Origin of the sequence: Lelliottia sp. WB101, from assembly GCF_003051885.1 — a bacterium.
GTDB classification, from domain to species: domain Bacteria; phylum Pseudomonadota; class Gammaproteobacteria; order Enterobacterales; family Enterobacteriaceae; genus Enterobacter; species Enterobacter nimipressuralis.
This window is the reverse complement of the sequence record NZ_CP028520.1, coordinates 1,404,233-1,428,428: the sequence shown is the minus strand read 5'-3', so window position 1 is coordinate 1,428,428 and position 24,196 is coordinate 1,404,233. Positions and strand designations below refer to the sequence as shown.

At 50.6% G+C, this 24,196-nt stretch carries 39 protein-coding genes and 1 rRNA gene; 6 read left to right on the top strand and 34 right to left on the bottom strand.

Annotation, left to right across the window (positions count from 1 at the left end; all coding sequences use genetic code 11):
- Positions 1-28 precede the first annotated feature (28 nt).
- Positions 29-1,568, bottom strand: a 16S ribosomal RNA gene (locus DAI21_RS06780).
- 474 nt (positions 1,569-2,042) lie between these two features.
- On the opposite strand from DAI21_RS06780, the gene DAI21_RS06775 reads away from it, so the two are divergent.
- The gene (locus tag DAI21_RS06775) at positions 2,043-2,597 is read left to right on the top strand and encodes a gamma carbonic anhydrase family protein (RefSeq protein WP_107704223.1); all 555 of its coding nucleotides are present in this window, start codon (positions 2,043-2,045) and stop codon (positions 2,595-2,597) included.
- On the opposite strand, the gene DAI21_RS06770 is transcribed toward DAI21_RS06775, so the two are convergent.
- Genes DAI21_RS06770 through dprA form a run of 6 tightly spaced genes read right to left on the bottom strand, consistent with a single transcriptional unit; the run spans position 2,573 to position 6,354 of the window.
- Positions 2,573-2,821, bottom strand: coding sequence for a DUF1488 domain-containing protein (locus DAI21_RS06770; protein ID WP_107702737.1), 249 nt, complete (start codon positions 2,819-2,821; stop codon positions 2,573-2,575). The genes DAI21_RS06775 and DAI21_RS06770 overlap by 25 nt on opposite strands.
- The gene (gene aroE, locus DAI21_RS06765; protein WP_107702736.1) at positions 2,818-3,636 is read right to left on the bottom strand and encodes a shikimate dehydrogenase; all 819 of its coding nucleotides are present in this window, start codon (positions 3,634-3,636) and stop codon (positions 2,818-2,820) included. The genes DAI21_RS06770 and aroE overlap by 4 nt, the downstream gene beginning before the upstream one ends.
- Positions 3,637-3,640: 4 nt before the next feature.
- Positions 3,641-4,213 (bottom strand): L-threonylcarbamoyladenylate synthase type 1 TsaC, encoded by a 573-nt coding sequence (gene tsaC, locus DAI21_RS06760; RefSeq protein ID WP_102105789.1) that lies wholly within the window; start codon positions 4,211-4,213, stop codon positions 3,641-3,643.
- 4 nt (positions 4,214-4,217) lie between these two features.
- Positions 4,218-4,760 (bottom strand): type I DNA topoisomerase, encoded by a 543-nt coding sequence (locus tag DAI21_RS06755; RefSeq protein WP_100778662.1) that lies wholly within the window; start codon positions 4,758-4,760, stop codon positions 4,218-4,220.
- Positions 4,761-4,787: 27 nt separating this feature from the next.
- Entirely contained in the window at positions 4,788-5,261 is a 474-nt protein-coding gene (smg, locus tag DAI21_RS06750) for a DUF494 family protein Smg (RefSeq protein ID WP_102105788.1), read from the bottom strand.
- Complete coding sequence (gene dprA / locus DAI21_RS06745) at positions 5,233-6,354, bottom strand: DNA-protecting protein DprA (protein ID WP_107704222.1); 1,122 nt, start codon at positions 6,352-6,354, stop codon at positions 5,233-5,235. Before dprA ends, smg begins: the two co-directional genes overlap by 29 nt.
- A 128-nt stretch (positions 6,355-6,482) precedes the next feature.
- Between dprA and def the strand changes: the two genes are divergently transcribed.
- The 5 genes from def (at position 6,483) to mscL (ending at position 11,263) form a co-directional block, all read left to right on the top strand.
- Positions 6,483-6,992: a peptide deformylase gene (def, locus tag DAI21_RS06740; protein WP_100778660.1), complete on the top strand. Its 510-nt coding sequence runs from the start codon at positions 6,483-6,485 to the stop codon at positions 6,990-6,992.
- A 26-nt stretch (positions 6,993-7,018) separates the two neighbouring features.
- A complete protein-coding gene (gene fmt, locus DAI21_RS06735; protein WP_107702735.1) occupies positions 7,019-7,966 on the top strand; it encodes a methionyl-tRNA formyltransferase in 948 nt (315 codons plus the stop codon).
- 52 nt (positions 7,967-8,018) lie between these two features.
- Positions 8,019-9,305: a 16S rRNA (cytosine(967)-C(5))-methyltransferase RsmB gene (rsmB, locus tag DAI21_RS06730; RefSeq protein WP_107702734.1), complete on the top strand. Its 1,287-nt coding sequence runs from the start codon at positions 8,019-8,021 to the stop codon at positions 9,303-9,305.
- Between the two features lie 22 nt (positions 9,306-9,327).
- The gene (gene trkA, locus DAI21_RS06725) at positions 9,328-10,704 is read left to right on the top strand and encodes a Trk system potassium transporter TrkA (RefSeq protein WP_100778657.1); all 1,377 of its coding nucleotides are present in this window, start codon (positions 9,328-9,330) and stop codon (positions 10,702-10,704) included.
- 145 nt (positions 10,705-10,849) lie between these two features.
- Positions 10,850-11,263: a large-conductance mechanosensitive channel protein MscL gene (gene mscL, locus DAI21_RS06720; protein WP_100778656.1), complete on the top strand. Its 414-nt coding sequence runs from the start codon at positions 10,850-10,852 to the stop codon at positions 11,261-11,263.
- On the opposite strand, the gene arfA is transcribed toward mscL, so the two are convergent.
- The 27 genes from arfA to rplB form a co-directional block, all read right to left on the bottom strand.
- Positions 11,264-11,479: an alternative ribosome-rescue factor ArfA gene (gene arfA / locus DAI21_RS06715; RefSeq protein WP_100778655.1), complete on the bottom strand. Its 216-nt coding sequence runs from the start codon at positions 11,477-11,479 to the stop codon at positions 11,264-11,266.
- Positions 11,480-11,536: 57 nt separating this feature from the next.
- Entirely contained in the window at positions 11,537-11,962 is a 426-nt protein-coding gene (gene zntR / locus DAI21_RS06710) for a Zn(2+)-responsive transcriptional regulator (RefSeq protein ID WP_100778654.1), read from the bottom strand.
- The gene (locus tag DAI21_RS06705) at positions 11,962-12,333 is read right to left on the bottom strand and encodes a DUF1992 domain-containing protein (protein ID WP_107702733.1); all 372 of its coding nucleotides are present in this window, start codon (positions 12,331-12,333) and stop codon (positions 11,962-11,964) included. The genes zntR and DAI21_RS06705 overlap by 1 nt, the downstream gene beginning before the upstream one ends.
- Before the next feature lie 105 nt (positions 12,334-12,438).
- Positions 12,439-12,825 (bottom strand): 50S ribosomal protein L17, encoded by a 387-nt coding sequence (gene rplQ, locus DAI21_RS06700; RefSeq protein ID WP_001216372.1) that lies wholly within the window; start codon positions 12,823-12,825, stop codon positions 12,439-12,441.
- A gap of 40 nt (positions 12,826-12,865) precedes the next feature.
- Positions 12,866-13,855, bottom strand: coding sequence for a DNA-directed RNA polymerase subunit alpha (gene rpoA, locus DAI21_RS06695; protein ID WP_002919219.1), 990 nt, complete (start codon positions 13,853-13,855; stop codon positions 12,866-12,868).
- 25 nt (positions 13,856-13,880) lie between these two features.
- Complete coding sequence (gene rpsD, locus DAI21_RS06690; protein ID WP_100778652.1) at positions 13,881-14,501, bottom strand: 30S ribosomal protein S4; 621 nt, start codon at positions 14,499-14,501, stop codon at positions 13,881-13,883.
- 34 nt (positions 14,502-14,535) lie between these two features.
- Complete coding sequence (gene rpsK / locus DAI21_RS06685) at positions 14,536-14,925, bottom strand: 30S ribosomal protein S11 (protein WP_003031137.1); 390 nt, start codon at positions 14,923-14,925, stop codon at positions 14,536-14,538.
- A gap of 16 nt (positions 14,926-14,941) precedes the next feature.
- The gene (gene rpsM / locus DAI21_RS06680; protein WP_003031135.1) at positions 14,942-15,298 is read right to left on the bottom strand and encodes a 30S ribosomal protein S13; all 357 of its coding nucleotides are present in this window, start codon (positions 15,296-15,298) and stop codon (positions 14,942-14,944) included.
- A gap of 146 nt (positions 15,299-15,444) precedes the next feature.
- Positions 15,445-15,561, bottom strand: a complete 117-nt coding sequence (gene rpmJ / locus DAI21_RS06675) for a 50S ribosomal protein L36 (protein ID WP_000868187.1) — start codon at positions 15,559-15,561, stop codon at positions 15,445-15,447.
- Positions 15,562-15,592: 31 nt separating this feature from the next.
- Entirely contained in the window at positions 15,593-16,924 is a 1,332-nt protein-coding gene (gene secY / locus DAI21_RS06670) for a preprotein translocase subunit SecY (RefSeq protein WP_095283665.1), read from the bottom strand.
- Between the two features lie 7 nt (positions 16,925-16,931).
- Positions 16,932-17,366 carry a 50S ribosomal protein L15 gene (gene rplO, locus DAI21_RS06665; RefSeq protein ID WP_100778651.1) on the bottom strand — a complete coding sequence of 145 codons (435 nt, stop codon included), beginning with the start codon at positions 17,364-17,366 and terminating at the stop codon, positions 16,932-16,934.
- 3 nt (positions 17,367-17,369) lie between these two features.
- Positions 17,370-17,549 (bottom strand): 50S ribosomal protein L30, encoded by a 180-nt coding sequence (rpmD, locus tag DAI21_RS06660; RefSeq protein ID WP_003863301.1) that lies wholly within the window; start codon positions 17,547-17,549, stop codon positions 17,370-17,372.
- A gap of 6 nt (positions 17,550-17,555) precedes the next feature.
- The gene (gene rpsE, locus DAI21_RS06655) at positions 17,556-18,056 is read right to left on the bottom strand and encodes a 30S ribosomal protein S5 (RefSeq protein WP_002438697.1); all 501 of its coding nucleotides are present in this window, start codon (positions 18,054-18,056) and stop codon (positions 17,556-17,558) included.
- A 14-nt stretch (positions 18,057-18,070) separates the two neighbouring features.
- A complete protein-coding gene (gene rplR, locus DAI21_RS06650; RefSeq protein ID WP_015960708.1) occupies positions 18,071-18,424 on the bottom strand; it encodes a 50S ribosomal protein L18 in 354 nt (117 codons plus the stop codon).
- 9 nt (positions 18,425-18,433) lie between these two features.
- Positions 18,434-18,967, bottom strand: a complete 534-nt coding sequence (gene rplF, locus DAI21_RS06645; RefSeq protein WP_100778650.1) for a 50S ribosomal protein L6 — start codon at positions 18,965-18,967, stop codon at positions 18,434-18,436.
- A 12-nt stretch (positions 18,968-18,979) separates the two neighbouring features.
- Positions 18,980-19,372 carry a 30S ribosomal protein S8 gene (gene rpsH / locus DAI21_RS06640; RefSeq protein ID WP_006178918.1) on the bottom strand — a complete coding sequence of 131 codons (393 nt, stop codon included), beginning with the start codon at positions 19,370-19,372 and terminating at the stop codon, positions 18,980-18,982.
- A 33-nt stretch (positions 19,373-19,405) separates the two neighbouring features.
- Entirely contained in the window at positions 19,406-19,711 is a 306-nt protein-coding gene (gene rpsN / locus DAI21_RS06635; RefSeq protein WP_015960709.1) for a 30S ribosomal protein S14, read from the bottom strand.
- A gap of 14 nt (positions 19,712-19,725) precedes the next feature.
- Positions 19,726-20,265 (bottom strand): 50S ribosomal protein L5, encoded by a 540-nt coding sequence (gene rplE / locus DAI21_RS06630; protein ID WP_015960710.1) that lies wholly within the window; start codon positions 20,263-20,265, stop codon positions 19,726-19,728.
- A gap of 14 nt (positions 20,266-20,279) precedes the next feature.
- Positions 20,280-20,594, bottom strand: a complete 315-nt coding sequence (gene rplX / locus DAI21_RS06625) for a 50S ribosomal protein L24 (protein ID WP_016538464.1) — start codon at positions 20,592-20,594, stop codon at positions 20,280-20,282.
- Between the two features lie 10 nt (positions 20,595-20,604).
- Positions 20,605-20,976, bottom strand: coding sequence for a 50S ribosomal protein L14 (gene rplN, locus DAI21_RS06620; protein WP_015960712.1), 372 nt, complete (start codon positions 20,974-20,976; stop codon positions 20,605-20,607).
- Positions 20,977-21,142: 166 nt separating this feature from the next.
- Positions 21,143-21,397 carry a 30S ribosomal protein S17 gene (rpsQ, locus tag DAI21_RS06615; protein WP_006817275.1) on the bottom strand — a complete coding sequence of 85 codons (255 nt, stop codon included), beginning with the start codon at positions 21,395-21,397 and terminating at the stop codon, positions 21,143-21,145.
- On the bottom strand, positions 21,397-21,588 hold the full coding sequence (gene rpmC, locus DAI21_RS06610) for a 50S ribosomal protein L29 (RefSeq protein WP_032614707.1): 192 nt from the start codon (positions 21,586-21,588) through the stop codon (positions 21,397-21,399). The genes rpsQ and rpmC overlap by 1 nt, the downstream gene beginning before the upstream one ends.
- The gene (rplP, locus tag DAI21_RS06605; RefSeq protein WP_002919759.1) at positions 21,588-21,998 is read right to left on the bottom strand and encodes a 50S ribosomal protein L16; all 411 of its coding nucleotides are present in this window, start codon (positions 21,996-21,998) and stop codon (positions 21,588-21,590) included. Before rplP ends, rpmC begins: the two co-directional genes overlap by 1 nt.
- A 12-nt stretch (positions 21,999-22,010) precedes the next feature.
- Positions 22,011-22,712, bottom strand: coding sequence for a 30S ribosomal protein S3 (gene rpsC, locus DAI21_RS06600; RefSeq protein WP_000529945.1), 702 nt, complete (start codon positions 22,710-22,712; stop codon positions 22,011-22,013).
- A gap of 17 nt (positions 22,713-22,729) precedes the next feature.
- Complete coding sequence (gene rplV, locus DAI21_RS06595) at positions 22,730-23,062, bottom strand: 50S ribosomal protein L22 (protein WP_002919773.1); 333 nt, start codon at positions 23,060-23,062, stop codon at positions 22,730-22,732.
- A 14-nt stretch (positions 23,063-23,076) separates the two neighbouring features.
- Entirely contained in the window at positions 23,077-23,355 is a 279-nt protein-coding gene (gene rpsS / locus DAI21_RS06590) for a 30S ribosomal protein S19 (RefSeq protein WP_001138115.1), read from the bottom strand.
- Positions 23,356-23,371: 16 nt separating this feature from the next.
- A complete protein-coding gene (rplB, locus tag DAI21_RS06585) occupies positions 23,372-24,193 on the bottom strand; it encodes a 50S ribosomal protein L2 (RefSeq protein ID WP_042312092.1) in 822 nt (273 codons plus the stop codon).
- Positions 24,194-24,196: the final 3 nt, after the last annotated feature.

The window sequence follows — 24,196 nt, the reverse complement described above, 5'->3', positions numbered from 1 at the left end:
GGACACTACAAAGGCAGGTTCTTTCAGGTAAGGAGGTGATCCAACCGCAGGTTCCCCTACGGTTACCTTGTTACGACTTCACCCCAGTCATGAATCACAAAGTGGTAAGCGCCCTCCCGAAGGTTAAGCTACCTACTTCTTTTGCAACCCACTCCCATGGTGTGACGGGCGGTGTGTACAAGGCCCGGGAACGTATTCACCGTAGCATTCTGATCTACGATTACTAGCGATTCCGACTTCATGGAGTCGAGTTGCAGACTCCAATCCGGACTACGACGTACTTTATGAGGTCCGCTTGCTCTCGCGAGGTCGCTTCTCTTTGTATACGCCATTGTAGCACGTGTGTAGCCCTACTCGTAAGGGCCATGATGACTTGACGTCATCCCCACCTTCCTCCAGTTTATCACTGGCAGTCTCCTTTGAGTTCCCGGCCGAACCGCTGGCAACAAAGGATAAGGGTTGCGCTCGTTGCGGGACTTAACCCAACATTTCACAACACGAGCTGACGACAGCCATGCAGCACCTGTCTCACGGTTCCCGAAGGCACTAAAGCATCTCTGCTAAATTCCGTGGATGTCAAGAGTAGGTAAGGTTCTTCGCGTTGCATCGAATTAAACCACATGCTCCACCGCTTGTGCGGGCCCCCGTCAATTCATTTGAGTTTTAACCTTGCGGCCGTACTCCCCAGGCGGTCGACTTAACGCGTTAGCTCCGGAAGCCACTCCTCAAGGGAACAACCTCCAAGTCGACATCGTTTACGGCGTGGACTACCAGGGTATCTAATCCTGTTTGCTCCCCACGCTTTCGCACCTGAGCGTCAGTCTTTGTCCAGGGGGCCGCCTTCGCCACCGGTATTCCTCCAGATCTCTACGCATTTCACCGCTACACCTGGAATTCTACCCCCCTCTACAAGACTCTAGCCTGCCAGTTTCGAATGCAGTTCCCAGGTTGAGCCCGGGGATTTCACATCCGACTTGACAGACCGCCTGCGTGCGCTTTACGCCCAGTAATTCCGATTAACGCTTGCACCCTCCGTATTACCGCGGCTGCTGGCACGGAGTTAGCCGGTGCTTCTTCTGCGAGTAACGTCAATCACTGTGGTTATTAACCACAATGCCTTCCTCCTCGCTGAAAGTACTTTACAACCCGAAGGCCTTCTTCATACACGCGGCATGGCTGCATCAGGCTTGCGCCCATTGTGCAATATTCCCCACTGCTGCCTCCCGTAGGAGTCTGGACCGTGTCTCAGTTCCAGTGTGGCTGGTCATCCTCTCAGACCAGCTAGGGATCGTCGCCTAGGTGAGCCATTACCCCACCTACTAGCTAATCCCATCTGGGCACATCTGATGGCAAGAGGCCCGAAGGTCCCCCTCTTTGGTCTTGCGACGTTATGCGGTATTAGCTACCGTTTCCAGTAGTTATCCCCCTCCATCAGGCAGTTTCCCAGACATTACTCACCCGTCCGCCGCTCGTCACCCGAGAGCAAGCTCTCTGTGCTACCGCTCGACTTGCATGTGTTAGGCCTGCCGCCAGCGTTCAATCTGAGCCATGATCAAACTCTTCAATTTAAGTTTGATGCTCGTGAATTAAACTTCGTAATGAATTACGTATGTTCACTCAGAGACTTTGGTATTCATTTAGCGTCTTTCGACGTTTAGAATCCATGTCACTTTGAGTGCCCACACAGATTGTCTGATAAATTGTTAAAGAGCAGTGCAACGCGGCTTTCGCTCACCGTTGCGAGGTGGCGTATATTACGCTTTCCTCTTTCAGAGTCAACCCTGAATTTCAGGATTTTTTCTCTTCAACCGAACCGGCTGTTTGTGTGAAGTGATTCACATCTGCCGTGTCGATGGAGGCGCATTATAGGGATCCCAGTTTTTAGCACAAGCGTTTTTTAGATCTTTTTTCCTGACAGCTGCTTTTCCACGCTTTTCGATGAGATCCTGCCCGATCTGCTTAAAAATTGACGCATTTAACACCCCTCCATGCTGCATAATATGATCAAAATCTTCTGTATAAGCTCACCAGTCGAGGTTGATATGTCTGCAGTACTCCGTCCCTATAAAGATCTGTTCCCGAAAATGGGGGAACGCGTGATGATCGATCCCAGTAGCGTACTCATCGGCGATGTCAGAATGGATGATGATGTCAGCATCTGGCCGCTCGTCGCGATCAGGGGTGATGTGAATTACGTGAATATCGGCGCGCGCACCAATATTCAGGACGGTAGCGTTTTACACGTTACCCATAAGTCGTCCTATAACCCAGAAGGTAATCCCCTCATTATTGGAGAAGAGGTCACTGTCGGTCATAAAGTGATGTTACACGGCTGCACTATTGGCAACCGGGTACTGGTGGGGATGGGATCTATTCTGCTGGATGGGGTAGTTGTAGAAGACGATGTGATGATAGGCGCCGGGAGTCTGGTCCCGCAAAACAAACGCCTGGAAAGCGGCTATCTCTATTTAGGCAGCCCGGTAAAACAGATCCGTCGGTTAAAAGAGACGGAAATCGAAGGGCTGAAATATTCGGCGAATAACTACGTCAAATGGAAAGACGACTACCTGGATCAGGAAAACCACACCCACCCTTGATCGTCCTCCAGCTCGTTATGGATCATATCGCTGGCTTCTTCTTCAAGATCCCAGCGATGATCCCTAAAGACCTCCAGCGGTATCGTCCCGCCAAAACGTCTTAGCAATAACTTGCCCGTAATAGCGCAGGTCATCTGCATACCGTTAAACAGTACGGGAAAACAGACTGCCTGTTTGCTGTCGTCCCAGACTTCCCTGTCTGGAAAATGAATCGCCTGGTTCATGCCAGCAATTCCTGTTTCAGTTTTTCAATAACGGGTTCTACTGCGGGTAATACGCCATGCCAAAGCAGAACAGCATGTGCCGCTTGCCCCACCAGCATGCCCAGGCCATCGGCCAGATGCTTCGCGCCGCGTTCTTCACACCAGCTCAGGAAAGGCGTTTTGCCCTTTTGATAGAACATGTCATAGACATAAATGTGAGGACTGATTATTGAAGAAGGGAGCGCTGGTACAGCGCCACCGATCCCGCTGGATGTCGCATTAATGATGAGATCAAATTCATGCTCACCCAGATCTTCCATTGCCACCACGTTCACGCTGCCCGTATGGGCAAAGAGCGTAGCCAGTTCTTTTGCGCGGGAGAACGTGCGGTTAGTGATCGTGACAGCACAATCCATAGAAAGAAGTGGCAACAATACGCCGCGAGAGGCACCGCCCGCGCCAATCAAAAGAATACGAAAACCCTTCTTAATAAAAGAGAGCCTTTCGAGATCGCTTAATAAGCCAATACCATCGGTGTTGTCACCCAGCAGGCGTCCGTCCTCCAGACGCTTGAGGGTATTCACCGCCCCGGCAAGGGAGGCGCGCTCGGTTAACTCATCCGCCCGGGCGAATGCCTCTTCTTTAAAGGGCACGGTGATGTTAGCCCCTTTGCCGCCCGCGTCAAAAAAAGCATTCAGCGTCGGTACAAAATCATCGACGGGCGCCAGAACGCGGCCATAGGGATGATCGATTTGCAGCTGTTCAGCAAATTGCTGATGAATGAACGGTGACTTGCTGTGAGCTATTGGATTACCAAAAACCGCGTACTTATCCATCCTATTACCCCTGGCGAAAGCGCTCGCCGGTTAACGCATCGCGAATTTCCGATGGATTCTGACGACCACCCGTTTCACCGATAACCACCGGGAAATCATCACCAAACTGGGCAAGCACTTCTTGCGATGTGCGGCAAGGTGGCAGCCCTGTCAGATTGGCACTGGTAGAAACCAGCGGCTTACCAAATGTCTGGCACAGCTCAACCACCAGCGGATGATCGGTAACACGCACTGCAAGGGAATCAAAGCGCCCCGTCAGCCAACGCGGCGTGGTCGGCAGCGCCGGGAAAACAAAAGTGACTGGACCAGGCCATGCCGCAGAAATAGTCTCTCGCTGCGCCTCGTTCAACATCGAATCATCAATGTAAGGCTTGAGTTGCTCAAAGTTTGCAGCAATCAGGATGAGTCCCTTTTCGACCGGTCTTTGCTTCAGTTCTAATAGACGCGTAACGGCCAATTCGCTGTCAGGATCGCATCCGACCCCAAATACAGCTTCCGTTGGATAGGCGATGACTTCTTCTTTTCTCAAGACTTCCAGCGCACGGGCAATGGAGTCCGATGTTAATTTATTCTTCACAGGTTTAATCCGCCGAAACCGGCTTTCCACATTGTTTACTGGCACAGAACAGTTTTATGCCCTGTGCCGTTTTCTTCTCGATGAGCAGCGGATAATCGCAGTGAGGGCAAATCCCCGCTACTGGTTTGAAATTGATAACGAACTGGCATTCAGGATAGCGATCGCAGGAATGGAACGTTTTACCGAAACGGGAACGACGCTGTACCAGCTGTCCCTGTTGGCACTGGGGACAAGCAATCGCGGTCTCATCTGGTTTATCAATTTGCTCGGTATGGCTACATTCAGGGTAGTGGCTACAGCCGATAAACATACCGAAGCGCCCCTGACGTAATGCCAGAGCAGCACCACAGACCGGGCATAGCTGCCCCTCCAGAATTTTGACGATATGCCCGTCCGCCTGACTCTTCAGGGGACGGACATAATCACATTCTGGATAGTGTGAACAACCGAGAAACGGACCGTGTTTCCCGGACCGGATGACAAGATTAGCCCCACACTGTGGGCAGGGCTCGTTATTAGACACCGTAAACAGTGCTGATTTGGCCATAACAACTCTTGGAGCTACATAGATGAATTAATGCAGCATACCTTCATTCACTTCAAAGAGTAATTCTTCCATTTGCTGATAGGCATTTTCACAGCCCGGAATATTAAACAGAACCATCAGAATCACCCATTTTAGATCTTCCAGTTCAAATTCTGCCGTATCCAACGCCATGACGCGCTCTATCACCATCTCTCGGGTTTCGAGGTTTAGCACCTGAATCTGTTCCAGGAATAAGATAAATCCCCGGCAACTGGCATCCAGCCTTTCACACTCTTCAGCCGTAAAAATACGAACAGACAGCGGATCAGAAGCGAGCTGCATGGGTTCGACAAGGCCTTCCTGATAATCAGCCAGCTTTTCTAACCACATTAAGGCGTTATAGATATCTTCCCGTTCAAATCCTGCATCGGTAAGATCCCGCGTCAGCCGATCCTGATCCACGCGCATTTCAGCTTCGTTATGGATGTAAGTCTCAAACAAATACATCAGTACGTCGAACATGGCTTGCCCTCCTCAATCGGACATAGCCGCCGGGTACAGCTGCGATCCATCCTGCTAACTCCAGTTCGAGTAGCTGTGCTACCGTCACAGGCACAGATTGGCCGGCACGTTCAGCGACAACGTCAACAGGTGTTACCTCATCTCCTACGTTAGCCAGGAGCTCAGGAAATGGCAATGCCACCTCCTCCTGATCTGATGAATAAAGTGATTTTTCAGGCTCATCTGGGATCCAGGTTAGCCCATATTGCAAATTTTCCAGGATTTCCTCTGGGCTGGTCACAGGCGTCGCGCCTTGCTTGATGAGCCAGTGCGGCCCTTCACAACCGGGATTGCCAATGGGGCCGGGCAACGCAAATACTTCTCGCCCCTGCTCCATGGCACATCGAGCGGTGACCAGCGACCCACTCCGTTGCGCCGCCTCAACAACCAGTACGCCCTGACTCAGGCCACTAATAATGCGATTACGTCGGGGGAAATTAGCAGGCCACGGCGAAGTGGCAAGCGAAAACTCAGATATCACCGCGCCCTCAGCGTCAATAATGCTCTGTGCAAGAGAGACATGACGAGGGGGGTAAACACTGAACAGGCCATTGCCAAGAACGGCAATACTTCTCCCCTGAACAGAGAGCGCTGCCCGATGAGCAACACCATCAATCCCGCGCGCCAGTCCGCTGGTGATAGTGAATCCACATCTTGCCAGATGCTCACAGAAAATCTTGCCCCATCTCTCACCATACCAGGAAGGTGAACGGCTACCGACCACCGCCAGTTGAACGCTTTTCAGCGCATCAACATTGCCTTTAACGAATAAAGCGCCTGGGTAGTCCAGGGTTCGTAACCGCTGAGGATAGTGTGGGTTATCTGCGCAAATGAGATAATGCCCCGGAATTTCGAGCCATTTAAGCGAGCGTTCAAGGTCAGCTTCTTTCATGCTCATAAATTTACTGGCCTGCTTCTTCGTCAGGCCCGCCTCTGTCAGTACTGCTTCATCAATATTCTCTCGTCGCGTCAAACGTTGCGCAGCCATCAACATCGTATCACCACACAAATCCCCAATGTTGATTAGGCGTAACCATATCTCAGTGGAAGTCATCCTATTCCCTGCCATAAGCGGCTCCAGCAATCCTTGCGATTGGTCACCGATGCTGTCAATCAGAGGGGGATTTGTCTAGAATAGAGGTAATAATCTTTTCAACTCCTGAACAACGGCTCTGGAAATTTATGGCAGTTTTGCAAGTGTTACATATCCCGGACGAGCGCCTTCGCATTGTTGCTGAACCGGTCAAAGAAGTGAATGCAGAAATTCAACGTATCGTCGATGATATGTTCGATACGATGTACGCTGAAGAAGGCATCGGCCTCGCGGCGACCCAGGTGAATATCCACAAACGTATTATCGTGATTGATGTTTCAGAGAATCGCGAAGATCGTCTGGTGTTGATCAACCCGGAACTGCTCGAGAAGAGCGGCGAAACAGGAATCGAAGAAGGCTGTTTGTCCATTCCTGAACAGCGTGCGCTGGTGCCTCGCGCCGAGAAAGTGAAAATCCGCGCGCTTGATCGTGACGGCAACCCATTTGAACTGGAAGCAGACGATCTTCTGGCAATCTGTATTCAGCACGAGATGGATCATCTGGTCGGTAAACTGTTTATCGATTACCTCTCTCCACTGAAGCAGCAGCGTATTCGTCAGAAAGTCGAGAAACTGGATCGTATGCGCACTCGCGCATAACGTGCCCCCCGGATACAAGGAATAACGTGTCTAAAAAGTTACGCATTATCTTCGCGGGAACCCCGGACTTTGCAGCGCGTCACCTGGACGCGCTGTTATCATCGGGTCACCAGGTTGTCGGAGTGTTCACTCAACCGGATCGTCCTGCAGGCCGTGGTAAGAAACTGATGCCAAGCCCGGTTAAAGTACTGGCCGAAGAGCATGGCTTGCCCGTTTTCCAGCCTGTATCTTTACGTCCTCAGGAAAATCAGCAGCTTGTCTCAGAACTGAATGCCGATGTCATGGTTGTCGTGGCCTACGGATTAATTCTCCCAAAAGCGGTTCTGGATATGCCGCGTCTGGGCTGCATCAATGTGCATGGTTCTCTTCTCCCACGCTGGCGCGGGGCCGCACCTATTCAGCGTTCGCTCTGGGCGGGAGATAACGAAACCGGCGTCACCATCATGCAGATGGACGTAGGATTGGATACGGGAGATATGCTGTACAAACTGGCATGCCCTATCACTCCAGAAGATACCAGTGCAACGCTGTACGACAAGCTGGCTGATCTCGGTCCACAGGGGCTTATTGAGACGTTGCAGCAACTGGCCGATGGCAAAACCCAGCCTGAAGTTCAGGATGAATCACTTGTCACCTATGCTGAAAAGCTCAGTAAAGAAGAGGCGCAGCTCGACTGGTCACTTTCTGCTGCCCAACTTGAACGTTGCATCCGCGCATTTAACCCGTGGCCCATGAGCTGGCTGACCATCGACGAGCAGCCAGTGAAAATCTGGAAAGCATCGGTCATTGATGGCGACTCCCGCGCGGAACCTGGCACAATCATTGATGCAAATAAACAGGGTATTCAGGTTGCAACGGGCGAAGGGATCCTGAATCTGGAGTCGCTCCAGCCCGCCGGTAAAAAAGCAATGAGCGCACAGGACCTCCTGAATTCCCGTCGTGAGTGGTTTACGCCGGGTAAACATCTCGGCTAAACACATTTAATCCAAAAGCCCGGAGTTTCCGGGCATTTTTATTTTTGCGGTTATGAAAAAACTAAATCTTCGCAGCATGGCTGCACAGGCCATTGAGAAAGTGGTCGAACAAGGTCAATCGCTGAGCAATATCTTGCCGCCGCTTCAGCAGAAAGTGTCTGATAAAGACAAAGCTCTTCTCCAGGAACTGTGCTTTGGCGTACTGCGTACGCTCTCGCAGCAGGAGTGGCTAATTAACAAGCTGATGTCCCGACCAATGACGGGTAAACAGCGCACTATCCACTATTTGATTATGGTCGGATTCTACCAGCTGCTTCATACGCGCATTCCCCCTCACGCCGCCCTGGCAGAGACCGTTGAAGGCGCCGTGGCGATTAAGCGTCCGCAGTTGAAGGGGCTGATCAACGGTGTATTGCGCCAGTTCCAGCGTCAGCAGGAAGAACTGGAGGCAGAGTTCAACCAGTCCGAACAGCGTTTTCTGCATCCGGAATGGCTGCTTAAGCGCCTGAAAAAAGCCTATCCGCAGCAATGGGAATCCATTGTTGACGCCAACAATCAACGCCCGCCAATGTGGCTACGAGTGAACCGCATCCACCATACTCGCGATGAATGGTTGGCTCTGCTTGAACACGCTGAAATGAGCGGTTTTACGCATGACGCCTACCCCGATGCAGTGCGTCTGGCATCCCCTGCCCCTGTGCAGGCATTGCCTGGTTTTGACCAGGGTTGGGTTACCGTTCAAGACGCCTCCGCCCAAGGGTGTATCACCTGGCTTGCGCCACAAAACGGCGAACGTATTCTCGATCTGTGCGCCGCTCCAGGTGGTAAAACGACGCATATTCTTGAAGCTGCGCCACAAGCTAAAGTATTGGTTGTCGACGTGGACGAGCAGCGACTGTCCCGTGTATATGACAACCTGAAACGCCTGGGTCTGAAAGCGGAAGTCAAGCAAGGTGACGGACGTACCCCTTCCCAATGGTGCGGCGATGAACAGTTTGATCGTATCCTGCTGGACGCCCCTTGCTCGGCAACTGGTGTGATTCGTCGTCATCCTGATATCAAATGGCTGCGCCGGGATCGCGATATCAATGAGCTGGCTCAGCTGCAAAGCGAAATCCTTGATGCAGTCTGGCCGCATCTGAAGTCTGGCGGAACGTTGGTTTATGCAACATGCTCCGTTCTTCCGGAAGAAAACGCCCAGCAGATTGCCGCATTCCTGAAACGTACTCCTGATGCTGCGTTACACATGACGGGCACAGCCGATGTTCCGGGAATCCAAAACCTACCGGGAGCGGAAGAAGGTGATGGCTTCTTTTACGCTAAGCTAATCAAAGCGTGATGTTGAAAACGGGTCGCAAGCTATGAAGATAATCATTCTGGGCGCAGGACAGGTCGGCGGCACGCTGGCTGAAAACCTGGTGGGCGAAAATAACGACATCACGATCGTCGACACCAATGGCGATCGGCTGCGGGGATTGCAGGATAAATTCGATCTACGCGTAGTGCAGGGGCACGGTTCGCACCCGCGCGTACTTCGCGAAGCGGGTGCTGACGATGCGGACATGTTGGTCGCGGTGACCAGTTCGGATGAAACAAATATGGTCGCCTGCCAGGTCGCCTATTCGTTATTCAACACCCCGAACCGAATTGCACGTATTCGCTCACCGGATTACGTCCGAGATGCAGAAAAGCTCTTCAATTCTGAAGCGGTGCCGATTGATCATCTTATCGCCCCAGAACAACTGGTTATCGACAGTATTTACCGTTTGATTGAATATCCTGGCGCCCTGCAGGTTGTGAACTTTGCCGAGGGGAAAGTCAGCCTGGCGGTTGTGAAGGCTTACTACGGCGGCCCGCTGATTGGTAATGCACTCTCCACCATGCGCGAGCATATGCCCCATATTGATACGCGTGTGGCGGCAATATTCCGTCATGACCGTCCCATTCGCCCGCAAGGCTCCACCATTGTCGAAGCTGGAGATGAAGTGTTCTTCATTGCTGCCTCGCAGCATATCCGCGCCGTAATGAGCGAACTCCAGCGTCTGGAAAAACCTTATAAGCGCATCATGTTGGTAGGCGGCGGGAATATTGGTGCTGGTCTGGCGCACCGGCTTGAAAAAGATTACAGCGTGAAGTTGATCGAACGCGATCAACAGCGCGCTGCAGAGCTGGCAGAAAAACTACAGAATACGATCGTGTTTTATGGCGACGCATCGGATCAGGAATTGCTGGCGGAAGAACATATTGATCAAGTTGATCTGTTCATTGCCGTTACCAATGACGATGAGGCCAATATCATGTCGGCCATGCTGGCAAAACGCATGGGTGCCAAAAAAGTCATGGTGCTCATTCAGCGCCGGGCCTATGTCGATTTGGTACAAGGCAGCGTCATTGATATTGCCATCTCACCACAGCAGGCAACCATTTCAGCGCTGTTAAGCCATGTCCGTAAAGCGGATATTGTCGGCGTTTCCTCCCTCCGTCGTGGCGTTGCCGAGGCAATTGAAGCCGTCGCTCACGGAGATGAAACCACCTCTCGCGTTGTTGGCCGAGCCATTGACGAAATTAAACTACCGCCAGGCACAATAATCGGTGCCGTGGTGCGCGGGAATGATGTCATGATCGCTAATGATAATTTGCGCATCGAACAGGGCGATCACGTCATTATGTTCCTGACAGATAAAAAGTTTATTACCGACGTCGAACGTCTGTTCCAGCCAAGTCCATTCTTCCTGTAATGGTGAAAGGCGCTCATTCGGGCGCCTTTTTTATTAACCCTCTATTTTATAATGGTTAATTTTTCATAACGAATATTTATCCTCAATGGAAATTGGCTAATGATTTGTTAAACTTAGGATCGTTAGCTGGCTCAAGGAGAATAAAATGAGTGTAATTAAAGAATTTCGCGAATTTGCGATGCGCGGGAATGTAGTAGATTTGGCAGTGGGTGTGATTATTGGTGCAGCATTCGGCAAGATTGTTTCATCTCTGGTTGCCGATATCATTATGCCACCGTTAGGGCTGTTAATTGGTGGTGTCGATTTCAAACAATTTGCTTTCACTCTCAGAGATGCACAAGGCGATATCCCTGCAGTCGTGATGCACTATGGCGTATTTATTCAGAATATTTTCGACTTTTTGATCGTTGCCTTCGCAATCTTTATGGCGATTAAGCTGATTAATAAATTGAACCGTAAAAAAGAAGAACCGGCAGCTGCACCACCGGCACCGACAAAAGAAGAAGTTTTACTGACTGAAATTCGCGATCTATTGAAAGAGCAGAACAGTCGCCCGTAATCAGGCGCATAAAGCCAGAAGGCCAGTGGTAAAAAAGTGAATCACTTTCTTGCCACTGGCCTCCCAGTTACCCCGTTTGCCATGTTTTCCTTTTCGCAGATAACTTCCCTTCCCTTTTTTATTCTTTTCGACCCGCTGGCGAAACAGTGGATCATGTAACAAAGCCTCAATGGCATTATCCTGAATTTGCCCCTTCGTATGCTGATAGCGGCTCATAATATCTCCAGATTGTAAGTAAAATCGGCGCGAGTGTAGATCCACTCATTTTAAAAATCAACAGCCACGCGGTATGCCACTGGCGCCTTGTTCCAGTGTTTCGAGTATTGAACAGTAGAGGCTGCTATGTGCCGTACCGCAACACGCATCATTAAGACGCTGCAGTGAACGCTGCATGGTTTGTAGCTCTTCAATTCTCGCTTCCACCTCCGTTAACCTGGCCTGAACGATGCTTTTCGATTCCTGACAGGTGTGGTGTTCAGGATCGATACGGATCGAAAGCAGTTCTCTGATCGATTCCAGCGTAAAACCGAGCTGCCGCGCATAGCGGATGAACTTGAGACGCTGAAGATCCTTTTCAGTGTAAAGCCGAAAGCCACCCTCCGTGCGAACCTCATGTTCCATCATCTGCTGCTTTTCATAGTAGCGGATAGTGTCTGGCGTAACGTCGGCAAGCTTCGCGAGTTCCCCAATGCGATACATTAGTAATCTCCTATGATTGTTTTAAACAAACGATCCGAATATTCACCATGCAGGAAATCGGTATTCACTCCGGCTTGCTGCAATTTAAGCTCAACAAGCGCCAACCGGCGACGGATTTCCTGCGCTTCAGGATCACCAGGTTCAATGCCTTTAAGCAAATCAGCAAGAGCCAACGCATCCTTACGATTTTCGAGCTCTGGAGGAAGGCAACCGGCATTTTTTAATAATCGATAGCCCGACCGTAATTCAGCGGGAACCAGGGTATCATCATCAAGTGTAAGCGGTTGGCCAGCGCCTGGAAGATCGCGAAACTCGCCTTTACGTTGGGCATCCAGGATATGACGTTCTGCCCATTGATCAAGCAGCCACATCGTAAAACTCCGAAGTATAAGAGTGGATTCAGACAGTGTAGAGAAAGGATGATTCAGGGGATATAAAAAAACCCGCCGAAGCGGGTTCTTTTACGTTACTGCAGATTACTCTGCAGCAGCTTCTGCTTTCGATTCAGAACGATCAACCAGCTCGATGTATGCCATCGGAGCGTTGTCGCCTGCACGGAAGCCACACTTCAGAATACGAGTGTAACCACCGGCACGGCTCGCGAAACGCGGGCCCAGTTCGTTAAACAGTTTTGCCACGATCTCGTTATCACGAGTACGGGCGAATGCCAGACGACGATTAGCAACGCTGTCAGTCTTGGCAAGAGTAATCAGCGGCTCAACTACGCGACGCAGCTCTTTCGCTTTAGGCAGGGTCGTCTTGATGATCTCATGACGAACCAGTGAACCTGCCATGTTGCGGAACATAGCCTGGCGATGGCTGCTGTTACGGTTCAGTTGACGACCACTCTTACGATGGCGCATGACCTTATCCTTCTCAGTAAAACCTTAACCTGTGATCCGGTTACTCGTCAGCAATGCTTGCTGGTGGCCAGTTTTCCAGGCGCATACCCAGAGACAGACCACGTGAAGCCAGCACGTCTTTAATCTCAGTAAGAGATTTTTTACCCAGGTTAGGCGTTTTCAGCAACTCAACCTCGGTACGCTGTACCAGATCACCGATATAGTGGATAGCTTCTGCCTTGAGGCAGTTAGCAGAGCGGACAGTCAATTCCAGATCGTCAACAGGGCGCAGCAGGATCGGATCGAACTCTGGTTTCTCTTCTTTAACTTCCGGCTGACGAACATCACGTAAGTCAACGAAAGCTTCAAGTTGTTCTGCCAGAATGGTTGCCGCACGACGAATCGCCTCTTCAGGATCGATTGTGCCGTTGGTTTCCATTTCGATGACCAGCTTGTCCAGGTCGGTACGCTGTTCTACACGCGCTGCTTCAACATTGTAGGCAATACGCTCTACAGGGCTGTAACATGCGTCGACCAGCAGACGGCCGATTGGGCGCTCATCTTCTTCCGAATGAATTCGGGCAGAAGCCGGCACATAACCACGACCGCGCTGAACTTTGATACGCATGCTAATAGCTGCGTTCTCATCGGTCAGGTGGCAGATCACGTGCTGCGGCTTGACGATTTCGACATCACCATCATGGGTAATGTCGGCTGCAGTCACAGGGCCAATGCCAGATTTATTCAGAGTAAGAATAACTTCATCTTTCCCCTGAACTCTCACCGCCAGCCCTTTCAGGTTGAGCAGGATTTCAAGGATATCTTCCTGAACGCCTTCTTTGGTGCTGTACTCATGAAGTACACCATCAATCTCAACTTCGGTCACCGCGCAACCCGGCATCGATGAGAGCAGAATACGGCGCAGTGCGTTACCCAGAGTATGGCCAAAGCCACGCTCTAAAGGCTCAAGGGTCACCTTGGCGTGCGTCGAACTCACTTGCTCGATATCTACCAGGCGCGGTTTTAGAAACTCTGTCACAGAACCCTGCATTGTGTCCTCTCTTTGGTACTAAGCTTTACTTGGAGTAAAGCTCGACGATCAGGTGTTCGTTAATGTCCGCAGACAGATCAGAACGTTCTGGCTGACGCTTGAACGTGCCTTCCATCTTGCCAGCATCAACTTCCAGCCAGGTTGGCTTTTCACGCTGCTCAGCCAGCTCCAGAGCGGCTTTCACGCGAGATTGCGTTTTCGCTTTCTCACGAATGCTAACAACGTCGTTCGCTTTAACCTGATAAGAAGCGATGTTAACAACACGACCGTTTACCATGATTGCTTTATGGCTAACCAGTTGGCGTGATTCAGCACGAGTAGCGCCGAAGCCCATACGGTAAACAACGTTGTCCAGACGACCTTCCAGCAGAGCCAACAGGTTTTCACCGGTGTTGCCTTTCAGACGTGCTGCTTCTTTATAGTAGTTACGGAACTGACGCTCCAGCACACCGTAGGTACGGCGAACTTTTTGCTTTTCACGCAACTGCACACCATAGTCAGACAGACGCGGTTTACGCGCACCGTGCTGGCCAGGAGCTTGTTCAATTTTACACTTGGTATCGATCGCGCGAACGCCAGACTTAAGGAATAAGTCGGTGCCCTCACGACGGCTCAGCTTGAGCTTAGGACCCAAATATCTTGCCATTTTCTATCTCCAACAATCCTAGAAAACGTAAGCGTTATACGCGACGTTTTTTCGGCGGACGACAACCGTTATGAGGGATCGGAGTCACATCAGTAATATTAGTGATGCGGAAACCAGCGGCGTTCAGAGCACGAACAGTTGATTCGCGACCCGGACCCGGACCTTTAACCATAACTTCCAGATTCTTGATGCCGTATTCTTTTACGGCTTCTGCACAACGCTCTGCTGCAACCTGGGCTGCGAACGGAGTAGATTTGCGAGAACCACGGAAACCGGAACCACCGGCTGTTGCCCAACCCAATGCGTTACCCTGACGATCAGTAATAGTAACGATGGTGTTGTTAAAAGAAGCATGGATATGAGCCACGCCGTCAGAGACTTGTTTTCTTACACGTTTACGTGCACGAATTGGTGCCTTTGCCATTATTCAATCACCCCGATTATTTCTTGATCGGTTTGCGCGGACCCTTACGGGTACGTGCGTTGGTCTTGGTGCGCTGACCGCGAACCGGGAGACCACGACGATGACGCAAACCGCGATAGCAACCAAGGTCCATAAGGCGCTTGATGCTCATGCTAACTTCACGGCGCAGATCACCTTCAACGACAAATTTGGCAACTTCGTCACGCAGCGTGTCGATTTGTTCTTCAGACAGCTCACTGATCTTAACATCTTCAGCGATACCCGCTGCAGCCAGAATGGCTTTGGAACGGGTCTTGCCGACGCCATAGATCGAAGTTAATGCGATCACAGCATGTTTCTGATCAGGAATGTTAATGCCTGCTATACGGGCCACTATGCACTCCTACTATTTAATATGTACGCACCATGCTGAAAAGCCCGTTTTCAGGATACTCAAATGGAAACGTACAGACATACAAAAGATTGGCTGGCTAATCTAGCCAGCTCAACCCAACTTTGCAAGAAAAAAATGCGAAATAATCAGCCTTGACGCTGTTTATGTTTCGGCTCGGCACTGCAAATCACGCGGATGACGCCATCACGCTTAACGATTTTGCAGTTACGGCATAATTTCTTGACGGAAGCACGAACTTTCATTTTTACTCTCCGTAACTTCTCGGGCGACCAATTAACGGCCGTAGCCTTTCAGGTTCGCCTTCTTCAAGGCAGACTCATACTGACTGGACATCATCAGAGTTTGCACTTGAGCCATAAAGTCCATAATCACGACAACAACGATAAGCAGTGAGGTCCCACCGAAGTAGAACGGTACTTTCATTGCATCACGCATGAACTCCGGGATCAGGCAGATAAAAGTAATATACAACGCGCCAATCAAAGTCAGACGAGTCATTACTTTATCGATATACTTCGCCGTTTGCTCTCCCGGACGAATTCCTGGTACAAATGCACCGGACTTCTTCAGGTTATCTGCTGTTTCACGCGGGTTGAAGACCAACGCCGTGTAGAAGAAACAGAAGAATATGATTGCAGACGCATAGAGTAACACATAAAGCGGTTGCCCAGGCTGCAAATACAGCGAAATTGTTGTCAGCCAGTTCCAACCGGTTCCGCCCCCGAACCATGACGCGATGGTTGCTGGGAACAGAATGATACTGGAAGCGAAGATCGCTGGGATAACCCCGGCCATATTCACTTTCAGCGGTAAATGTGTGCTCTGTGCAGCATAGACACGACGACCCTGCTGACGTTTCGCGTAGTTCACCACAATGCGGCGTTGACCACGTTCAACGAAGACAACAAAGAACGTCACTGCAAATACTAATACTGCAACCAATAGCAACAGGAGGAAGTGCAGGTCGCCTTGACGCGCTTGCTCGATCGTATGGGCAATGGCTGGCGGGAGTCCCGCAACGATACCGGCGAAGATAATGATTGAGATACCGTTACCGATACCTCGCTCAGTAATCTGTTCGCCGAGCCACATCAGGAACATAGTCCCTGTGACCAGACTTACAACAGCGGTGAAATAGAATGCAAAGCCCGGGTTAATAACCAGGCCCTGCATACCAGGCATATTCGGTAAACCGGTAGCAATACCGATCGACTGAAATATTGCCAGCACCAGAGTGCCGTAACGGGTGTACTGGCTGATCTTACGACGACCAGACTCCCCTTCTTTCTTCAGCTCTGCCAGGGCCGGATGAACGACCGTAAGCAGTTGGATAATAATAGATGCCGAAATATACGGCATGATACCCAGTGCAAAGATAGAAGCACGGCTGAGAGCACCACCAGAGAACATGTTAAACATCTCAATGATGGTGCCTCGCTGTTGCTCAAGCAGTTTAGCAAGTACAGCGGCATCGATACCAGGGATCGGAATAAAAGAGCCAATACGGAAAACGATCAGCGCACCAACTACAAACAAAAGTCTGCGTTTCAGTTCGCCAAATCCACCCTTGGCACTTTGAAAATCTAATCCCGGTTGCTTAGCCATCTGCTACTTATTCCTCAATTTTACCGCCAGCAGCTTCGATAGCAGCACGAGCGCCTTTAGAAACACGCAGGCCACGAACAGTTACCGGAGTAGTTACTTCACCAGCCAGGATCACTTTCGCGAACTCGATCTGGATACCGATAATGTTTGCTGCTTTCAGCGTGTTCAGGTCTACAACGCCGCCTTCAACTTTCGCCAGGTCAGACAGACGGATTTCCGCTGTAATCGCTGATTTGCGAGAGGTGAAACCGAATTTCGGCAGACGACGGTACAGTGGCATCTGGCCACCCTCGAAACCGCGACGTACGCCACCGCCAGAACGAGAGTTCTGACCTTTGTGACCACGACCACCGGTTTTACCGAGGCCAGAACCGATACCACGACCAAGGCGTTTACCCGCCTTTTTAGAGCCTTCGGCTGGAGACAGAGTATTTAAACGCATCTCTTACTCCTCAACTTTAACCATGAAGTAAACCGCGTTGACCATACCACGTACAGCGGGAGTATCCTCACGCTCAACGGTATGACCAATACGACGCAGACCCAGGCCAAGCAGCGTTGCCTTGTGTTTCGGCAGACGACCGATTGCACTGCGGGTTTGAGTGATTTTAATAGTCTTTGCCATGGTCAATTACCCCAGAATTTCTTCAACGGATTTACCACGCTTGGCAGCGACCATTTCTGGAGAATTCATATTTTCCAGGCCATCAATAGTTGCACGAACCACGTTAATCGGGTTGGTAGAACCATATGCTTTAGCCAGAACGTTATGAACTCCAGCGACTTCGAGAACGGCGCGCATTGCACCACCGGCAATAATACCGGTACCTTCTGAAGCCGGCTGCATGAAGACACGAGAACCCGTGTGAACACCTTTAACAGGGTGTTGCAGGGTGCCGTGGTTCAGCGCGACGTTAATCATATTGCGACGGGCTTTTTCCATCGCTTTCTGGATCGCTGCTGGAACTTCACGCGCTTTACCGTAACCAAAACCAACGCGACCATTACCATCACCAACAACAGTCAGAGCTGTGAAGGAGAAAATACGACCACCTTTAACGGTTTTAGATACGCGGTTAACCGCGATCAGCTTTTCCTGCAGTTCGCCAGCTTGTTTTTCGATGTGAGCCATCTTACACCTCTACCTTAGAACTGAAGGCCAGCTTCACGGGCAGCATCTGCCAGTGCCTGGACACGACCATGATATTGGAACCCGGAACGGTCAAAGGACACGACTTTGATGCCTTTTTCCAGAGCGCGTTCAGCAACAGCTTTACCGACAGCTGCAGCAGCGTCTTTGTTACCGGTGTACTTCAATTGTTCAGTAATAGCTTTTTCTACAGTAGAAGCAGCTACCAGAACTTCAGAACCGTTTGGTGCAATGACCTGTGCGTAAATATGACGCGGGGTACGATGTACCACCAGGCGAGTTGCACCCAGCTCTTTGAGCTTGCGGCGTGCGCGGGTCGCACGACGGATACGAGCAGATTTCTTATCCATAGTGTTACCTTACTTCTTCTTAGCCTCTTTGGTACGCACGACTTCGTCGGCGTAACGAACACCCTTGCCTTTATAAGGCTCAGGACGACGGTAGGCGCGCAGGTCTGCTGCAACCTGACCGATCAGCTGTTTATCCGCGCCTTTCAGCACGATTTCAGTCTGAGACGGACATTCTGCAGTGATACCAGCAGGCAGCTGATGCTCAACGGGGTGAGAGAAGCCCAGAGACAGGCCTACTGCATTCCCTTTGATAGCTGCACGATAACCTACACCAACCAGCTGAAGCTTTTTAGTGAAGCCTTCGGTAACACCAACAACCATTGAGTTCAGCAGGGCACGCGCGGTACCAGCCTGAGCCCATCCATCCACGAAACCATCACGCGGACCGAAGGTCAGAGCATTATCTGCATGTTTAACTTCAACAGCATTGTTGAGGGTACGAGTCAGCTCGCCGTTTTTACCTTTGATCGTAATAACCTGACCGTCGATTTTTACATCAACGCCGGCAGGAATGACGACCGGTGCTTTAGCAACACGAGACATTCTTTCCTCCGATTAGGCTACGTAGCAGATAATTTCGCCACCAAGACCAGCTTGGCGCGCTGCACGATCAGTCATAACACCTTTAGAGGTAGAAACAACTGCGATACCCAGACCAGCCATAACTTTAGGCAGCTCATCTTTTTTCTTATAGATGCGCAGGCCTGGGCGGCTGACACGCTGAATGCTTTCTACAACAGCTTTACCCTGGAAATACTTAAGAGTAAGTTCCAGTTCCGGCTTGGTGTCGCCTTCAACTTTAAAATCTTCGATAAAACCTTCTTCCTTCAGCACATTGGCAATTGCCACTTTCAGCTTGGCGGAAGGCATGGTGACCGCAACTTTGTTCGCGGCCTGACCGTTACGGATACGGGTCAGCATATCCGCGATCGGATCTTGCATGCTCATCTGTCTTTACTCCCGTGATTCAATTGGTGACAATTACCAGCTAGCCTTTTTCAGACCCGGGATTTCACCGCGCATAGCGGCTTCACGGACCTTAATACGGCTCAACCCGAACTTCCGCAGGAAAGCGTGCGGACGACCAGTTTGACGACAGCGGTTACGCTGACGAGACGGGCTGGAATCACGCGGCAGAGACTGCAGCTTCAGAACTGCGTTCCAACGATCTTCGTCGGAAGCGTTCACATCAGAAATGATCGCTTTCAGTTCAGCGCGTTTAGCGAAGAATTTATCAGCTAAAGCTACGCGCTTTACTTCGCGTGCTTTCATTGATTGCTTAGCCATTCAGTAACCCTACCTTACTTGCGGAACGGGAAGTCAAAGGCAGCCAGCAGAGCACGGCCTTCTTCGTCAGAGTTCGCAGTAGTGGTAATGGTAATATCCAAACCACGCACGCGGTCGACTTTATCGTAGTCGATCTCTGGGAAGATGATCTGCTCACGGACACCCATGCTGTAGTTACCACGACCATCGAATGACTTAGCGGACAAGCCACGGAAGTCACGGATACGTGGAACAGCAATAGAGATCAGGCGCTCAAGGAACTCCCACATGCGTTCGCCACGCAGAGTTACTTTACAGCCGATCGGATAGCCCTGACGGATTTTGAAGCCTGCAACAGATTTGCGTGCTTTGGTGATCAACGGCTTTTGACCGGAGATTGCTGTCAGATCAGCTGCTGCGTTATCCAGCAGTTTCTTGTCAGCGATCGCTTCACCAACACCCATGTTCAGGGTGATCTTCTCGACCCGAGGGACTTGCATGACAGAATTGTAGTTAAACTCAGTCATGAGTTTGCTAACTACTTCGTCTTTGTAGTAATCATGCAGTTTCGCCATCGTACTACTCCAAATTACTTGATAGTTTCGCTGTTAGACTTGAAGAAACGGACTTTTTTGCCGTCTTCGAATCTAAAGCCTACACGGTCAGCCTTGCCGGTTGCCGCGTTGAAGAGTGCAACGTTAGAAACCTGAATTGCAGCTTCTTTTTCAACGATGCCACCTGGTTGGTTCAGGGCCGGAACCGGCTTCTGATGTTTCTTAACCAGGTTGATACCTTCAACAATGATCTTGCCGGAAGACAGAACATTTTTTACTTTACCGCGTTTACCTTTATCTTTACCGGTTAACACGATAACTTCGTCATCACGACGGATTTTCGCTGCCATGATTCGCTCCTTAGAGTACTTCTGGTGCCAGAGAGATAATTTTCATGAACTTTTCAGTACGAAGTTCACGAGTTACCGGCCCAAAGATACGCGTGCCGATAGGCTGCTCGCTGTTATTGTTTAAAATAACGCATGCATTACCATCGAAGCGAATGACAGAACCGTCAGGGCGACGAACACCCTTCCTGGTGCGCACCACTACCGCTTTCAGCACATCACCTTTCTTGACCTTACCACGTGGAATTGCTTCTTTGATGGTGATCTTGATGATGTCGCCTACGCCTGCGTAGCGACGGTGCGAGCCACCCAGAACCTTGATACACATTACGCGACGTGCACCGGAGTTGTCGGCGACGGTCAGCATAGTCTGTTCTTGGATCATTTTAGTGCTCCGCTAATGTCAACTACTACCTGAGACCCTAAAATCAGAGTCGTCGAAAAGCCCCATATCGAGGGCGCGGCATTATAACACCGGTTCTACAATATGGGTAGAAAAAATACACGGCTCATTACTGAGCCGTGTATTCGTATTGAGAGGCCTAACTGTATTACAGAACGGCTTTCTCTACAACGCGAACCAGCGTCCAGGACTTAGTCTTGGACAGCGGACGGCATTCGCGGATTTCAACCACGTCACCGATACCGCATTCGTTGTTCTCGTCATGTACGTGCAGTTTGGTCGTACGCTTGATGAATTTACCGTAGATCGGGTGTTTCACAATGCGTTCGATAGCAACAACAATGGATTTCTCCATTTTGTCGCTAACAACACGACCTTGCAGAGTACGGATTTTATCGGTCATTACGCACCCGCCTTCTGAGTCAGTAAAGTCTTAACGCGTGCAACATCACGACGCACTTGCTTCAGCAGGTGAGTCTGTTGCAGCTGGCCACTTGCAGCCTGCATGCGGAGGTTAAACTGCTCACGCAGCAGGTTCAGCAGCTCAGCGTTCAGCTCTTCAACGCTTTTTTCACGCAGCTCATTTGCTTTCATTACATCACCGTCTTAGTTACAAAGGTGGTTTTAATCGGCAGTTTCGCTGCTGCCAGGCCGAATGCTTCACGGGCTAGCTCTTCCGGTACGCCGTCCATTTCATACAGGACTTTACCCGGCTGAATCAAGGCAACCCAATACTCCACGTTACCTTTACCTTTACCCATACGAACTTCCAGCGGCTTCTCGGTAATTGGTTTGTCCGGGAATACACGGATCCAGATTTTACCTTGACGCTTAACTGCACGGGTCATTGCACGACGTGCTGCTTCGATCTGACGTGCAGTCAGACGACCACGGCCAACAGCTTTCAGACCGAAAGTGCCGAAGCTAACATCCGTACCCTGCGCCAGACCACGGTTGCGGCCTTTATGCACTTTACGGAATTTTGTACGCTTTGGTTGTAACATCAGCGACGCTCCTTATTTACGGCCTTTACGCTGCTGCTTTTTAGGTTGCGCAGCCGGTTTTTCCGGTTGTTCAACAGCAGCCATACCACCCAGGATCTCACCTTTGAAGATCCATACCTTAACGCCGATTACACCGTAAGTGGTGTGCGCTTCAGAGGTGTTGTAGTCGATGTCAGCACGCAGAGTGTGCAACGGTACGCGACCTTCGCGGTACCATTCGGTACGTGCGATTTCCGCGCCGCCGAGACGGCCGCTAACTTCAACTTTGATACCTTTAGCGCCCAGACGCATTGCGTTCTGTACAGCACGCTTCATAGCACGACGGAACATAACACGACGTTCCAGCTGTGAAGTGATGCTATCAGCAACCAATTTAGCGTCCAGTTCAGGCTTACGAACTTCAGCGATATTGATCTGTGCAGGAACGCCAGCGATATCCGCTACGACCTTGCGCAGTTTTTCTACGTCTTCGCCTTTCTTACCGATAACGATACCCGGGCGAGCGGTGTGAATAGTCACACGAATGCTCTTAGCCGGACGCTCGATAACGATACGAGATACAGACGCTTTAGCCAGTTCCTTAGTCAGGTACTGACGTACTTTAAAATCGCTGTCCAGGTTGTCAGCGAATTCTTTGGTGTTCGCAAACCAGGTTGAATTCCATGGTTTTACAATACCCAGGCGAATACCATTAGGATGTACTTTCTGACCCATTGCTAGTCTCCAGAGTCTCAGCGATCGGACACAACCACAGTAATGTGGCTGGTGCGCTTCAGGATGCGATCTGCACGACCTTTCGCACGCGGCATAATGCGCTTCATGCTTGGGCCTTCATCTACGAAGATTTTCGCAACTTTCAGATCGTCAATGTCAGCGCCATCGTTGTGTTCAGCGTTAGCAATGGCAGATTCCAGTACTTTCTTGACCAATACCGCAGCTTTCTTGTTGGTATAGGTCAGGATGTCCAGGGCCTGCGACACTTTCTTACCGCGAATCAGGTCAGCAACAAGGCGAACCTTCTGAGCAGAAGAACGAGCATGGCGATGTTGAGCTAAAGTTTCCATCTCTTCCTCCTACCTTATTTCTTCTTCGCTTTTTTATCAGCAGCATGGCCGCGATAAGTACGAGTCGGTGCGAATTCACCCAGTTTATGACCGACCATTTCGTCGGAAACAAAGACTGGAACGTGCTGACGACCATTATGGACAGCGATGGTCAAACCGATCATGTTAGGAAAGATCGTTGAACGACGGGACCAAGTGCGCAGGGGCTTCTTGTCTCCGCTTTCCACCGCTTTCTCTACCTTCTTCAGCAAGTGCAGGTCAATAAAAGGACCTTTCTTGAGAGAACGTGGCATGGCTTATCCTCTAAAATTATTTGCTACGGCGACGTACGATAAATTTATCAGTACGCTTGTTGCTGCGGGTCTTCTTACCTTTGGTCTGAACGCCCCATGGAGTTACAGGGTGCTTACCAAAGTTACGACCTTCACCACCACCATGTGGGTGATCGACTGGGTTCATCGCAGTACCGCGAACGGTAGGACGAACACCACGCCAGCGTGCAGCACCTGCTTTACCCAGAACGCGCAGCATATGCTCAGCATTGCCAACTTCGCCCAGAGTTGCACGGCAGTCTGCTTCTACTTTACGCATTTCACCAGAACGCAGACGCAGGGTGACATAAGCACCATCACGAGCAACGATCTGAACGTAAGTACCAGCGGAACGTGCCAGCTGACCGCCTTTACCTGGTTTCATTTCTACGTTATGAACGGTAGAACCAACCGGGATATTGCGCATCGGCAGGGTGTTACCTGCTTTGATTGCAGCATCAACGCCAGACTGAATCTGGTCGCCAGCTTTCAGGCCTTTAGGGGCCAGGATGTAACGGCGTTCGCCATCTTTGTACAGAACCAGCGCGATGTTCGCGGAACGGTTCGGATCGTACTCAAGACGCTCAACAATTGCCGGGATACCGTCTTTGTTGCGTTTGAAGTCAACAATACGATAAGCCTGCTTGTGACCACCACCGATGTGACGAGTGGTGATACGGCCATTGTTGTTACGACCACCGGATTTGCTGTTTTTTTCAACCAGCGGAGCAAAAGGTTTGCCCTTGTGCAGCTCTGGGTTGACCACTTTAACGACGTGGCGACGACCCGGAGATGTCGGTTTACATTTAACAACTGCCATTGT

Excerpts from the sequence above, each read along its gene's own strand:
- DAI21_RS06775 (WP_107704223.1), top strand. The coding sequence starts at position 2,043 with ATGTCTGCAGTACTCCGTCCCTATAAAGATCTGTTCCCGAAAATGGGG.
- DAI21_RS06770 (WP_107702737.1), bottom strand. The coding sequence starts at position 2,821 with ATGAACCAGGCGATTCATTTTCCAGACAGGGAAGTCTGGGACGACAGC.
- aroE (WP_107702736.1), bottom strand. The coding sequence starts at position 3,636 with ATGGATAAGTACGCGGTTTTTGGTAATCCAATAGCTCACAGCAAGTCA.
- DAI21_RS06755 (WP_100778662.1), bottom strand. The coding sequence starts at position 4,760 with ATGGCCAAATCAGCACTGTTTACGGTGTCTAATAACGAGCCCTGCCCA.
- smg (WP_102105788.1), bottom strand. The coding sequence starts at position 5,261 with ATGTTCGACGTACTGATGTATTTGTTTGAGACTTACATCCATAACGAA.
- dprA (WP_107704222.1), bottom strand. The coding sequence starts at position 6,354 with ATGACTTCCACTGAGATATGGTTACGCCTAATCAACATTGGGGATTTG.
- def (WP_100778660.1), top strand. The coding sequence starts at position 6,483 with ATGGCAGTTTTGCAAGTGTTACATATCCCGGACGAGCGCCTTCGCATT.
- rsmB (WP_107702734.1), top strand. The coding sequence starts at position 8,019 with ATGAAAAAACTAAATCTTCGCAGCATGGCTGCACAGGCCATTGAGAAA.
- trkA (WP_100778657.1), top strand. The coding sequence starts at position 9,328 with ATGAAGATAATCATTCTGGGCGCAGGACAGGTCGGCGGCACGCTGGCT.
- mscL (WP_100778656.1), top strand. The coding sequence starts at position 10,850 with ATGAGTGTAATTAAAGAATTTCGCGAATTTGCGATGCGCGGGAATGTA.
- arfA (WP_100778655.1), bottom strand. The coding sequence starts at position 11,479 with ATGAGCCGCTATCAGCATACGAAGGGGCAAATTCAGGATAATGCCATT.
- zntR (WP_100778654.1), bottom strand. The coding sequence starts at position 11,962 with ATGTATCGCATTGGGGAACTCGCGAAGCTTGCCGACGTTACGCCAGAC.
- DAI21_RS06705 (WP_107702733.1), bottom strand. The coding sequence starts at position 12,333 with ATGTGGCTGCTTGATCAATGGGCAGAACGTCATATCCTGGATGCCCAA.
- rplQ (WP_001216372.1), bottom strand. The coding sequence starts at position 12,825 with ATGCGCCATCGTAAGAGTGGTCGTCAACTGAACCGTAACAGCAGCCAT.
- rpoA (WP_002919219.1), bottom strand. The coding sequence starts at position 13,855 with ATGCAGGGTTCTGTGACAGAGTTTCTAAAACCGCGCCTGGTAGATATC.
- rpsD (WP_100778652.1), bottom strand. The coding sequence starts at position 14,501 with ATGGCAAGATATTTGGGTCCTAAGCTCAAGCTGAGCCGTCGTGAGGGC.
- rpsK (WP_003031137.1), bottom strand. The coding sequence starts at position 14,925 with ATGGCAAAGGCACCAATTCGTGCACGTAAACGTGTAAGAAAACAAGTC.
- rpmJ (WP_000868187.1), bottom strand. The coding sequence starts at position 15,561 with ATGAAAGTTCGTGCTTCCGTCAAGAAATTATGCCGTAACTGCAAAATC.
- secY (WP_095283665.1), bottom strand. The coding sequence starts at position 16,924 with ATGGCTAAGCAACCGGGATTAGATTTTCAAAGTGCCAAGGGTGGATTT.
- rplO (WP_100778651.1), bottom strand. The coding sequence starts at position 17,366 with ATGCGTTTAAATACTCTGTCTCCAGCCGAAGGCTCTAAAAAGGCGGGT.
- rpmD (WP_003863301.1), bottom strand. The coding sequence starts at position 17,549 with ATGGCAAAGACTATTAAAATCACTCAAACCCGCAGTGCAATCGGTCGT.
- rpsE (WP_002438697.1), bottom strand. The coding sequence starts at position 18,056 with ATGGCTCACATCGAAAAACAAGCTGGCGAACTGCAGGAAAAGCTGATC.
- rplR (WP_015960708.1), bottom strand. The coding sequence starts at position 18,424 with ATGGATAAGAAATCTGCTCGTATCCGTCGTGCGACCCGCGCACGCCGC.
- rplF (WP_100778650.1), bottom strand. The coding sequence starts at position 18,967 with ATGTCTCGTGTTGCTAAAGCACCGGTCGTCATTCCTGCCGGCGTTGAT.
- rpsH (WP_006178918.1), bottom strand. The coding sequence starts at position 19,372 with ATGAGCATGCAAGATCCGATCGCGGATATGCTGACCCGTATCCGTAAC.
- rpsN (WP_015960709.1), bottom strand. The coding sequence starts at position 19,711 with ATGGCTAAGCAATCAATGAAAGCACGCGAAGTAAAGCGCGTAGCTTTA.
- rplE (WP_015960710.1), bottom strand. The coding sequence starts at position 20,265 with ATGGCGAAACTGCATGATTACTACAAAGACGAAGTAGTTAGCAAACTC.
- rplX (WP_016538464.1), bottom strand. The coding sequence starts at position 20,594 with ATGGCAGCGAAAATCCGTCGTGATGACGAAGTTATCGTGTTAACCGGT.
- rplN (WP_015960712.1), bottom strand. The coding sequence starts at position 20,976 with ATGATCCAAGAACAGACTATGCTGACCGTCGCCGACAACTCCGGTGCA.
- rpsQ (WP_006817275.1), bottom strand. The coding sequence starts at position 21,397 with ATGACCGATAAAATCCGTACTCTGCAAGGTCGTGTTGTTAGCGACAAA.
- rpmC (WP_032614707.1), bottom strand. The coding sequence starts at position 21,588 with ATGAAAGCAAATGAGCTGCGTGAAAAAAGCGTTGAAGAGCTGAACGCT.
- rplP (WP_002919759.1), bottom strand. The coding sequence starts at position 21,998 with ATGTTACAACCAAAGCGTACAAAATTCCGTAAAGTGCATAAAGGCCGC.
- rpsC (WP_000529945.1), bottom strand. The coding sequence starts at position 22,712 with ATGGGTCAGAAAGTACATCCTAATGGTATTCGCCTGGGTATTGTAAAA.
- rplV (WP_002919773.1), bottom strand. The coding sequence starts at position 23,062 with ATGGAAACTTTAGCTCAACATCGCCATGCTCGTTCTTCTGCTCAGAAG.
- rpsS (WP_001138115.1), bottom strand. The coding sequence starts at position 23,355 with ATGCCACGTTCTCTCAAGAAAGGTCCTTTTATTGACCTGCACTTGCTG.
- rplB (WP_042312092.1), bottom strand. The coding sequence starts at position 24,193 with ATGGCAGTTGTTAAATGTAAACCGACATCTCCGGGTCGTCGCCACGTC.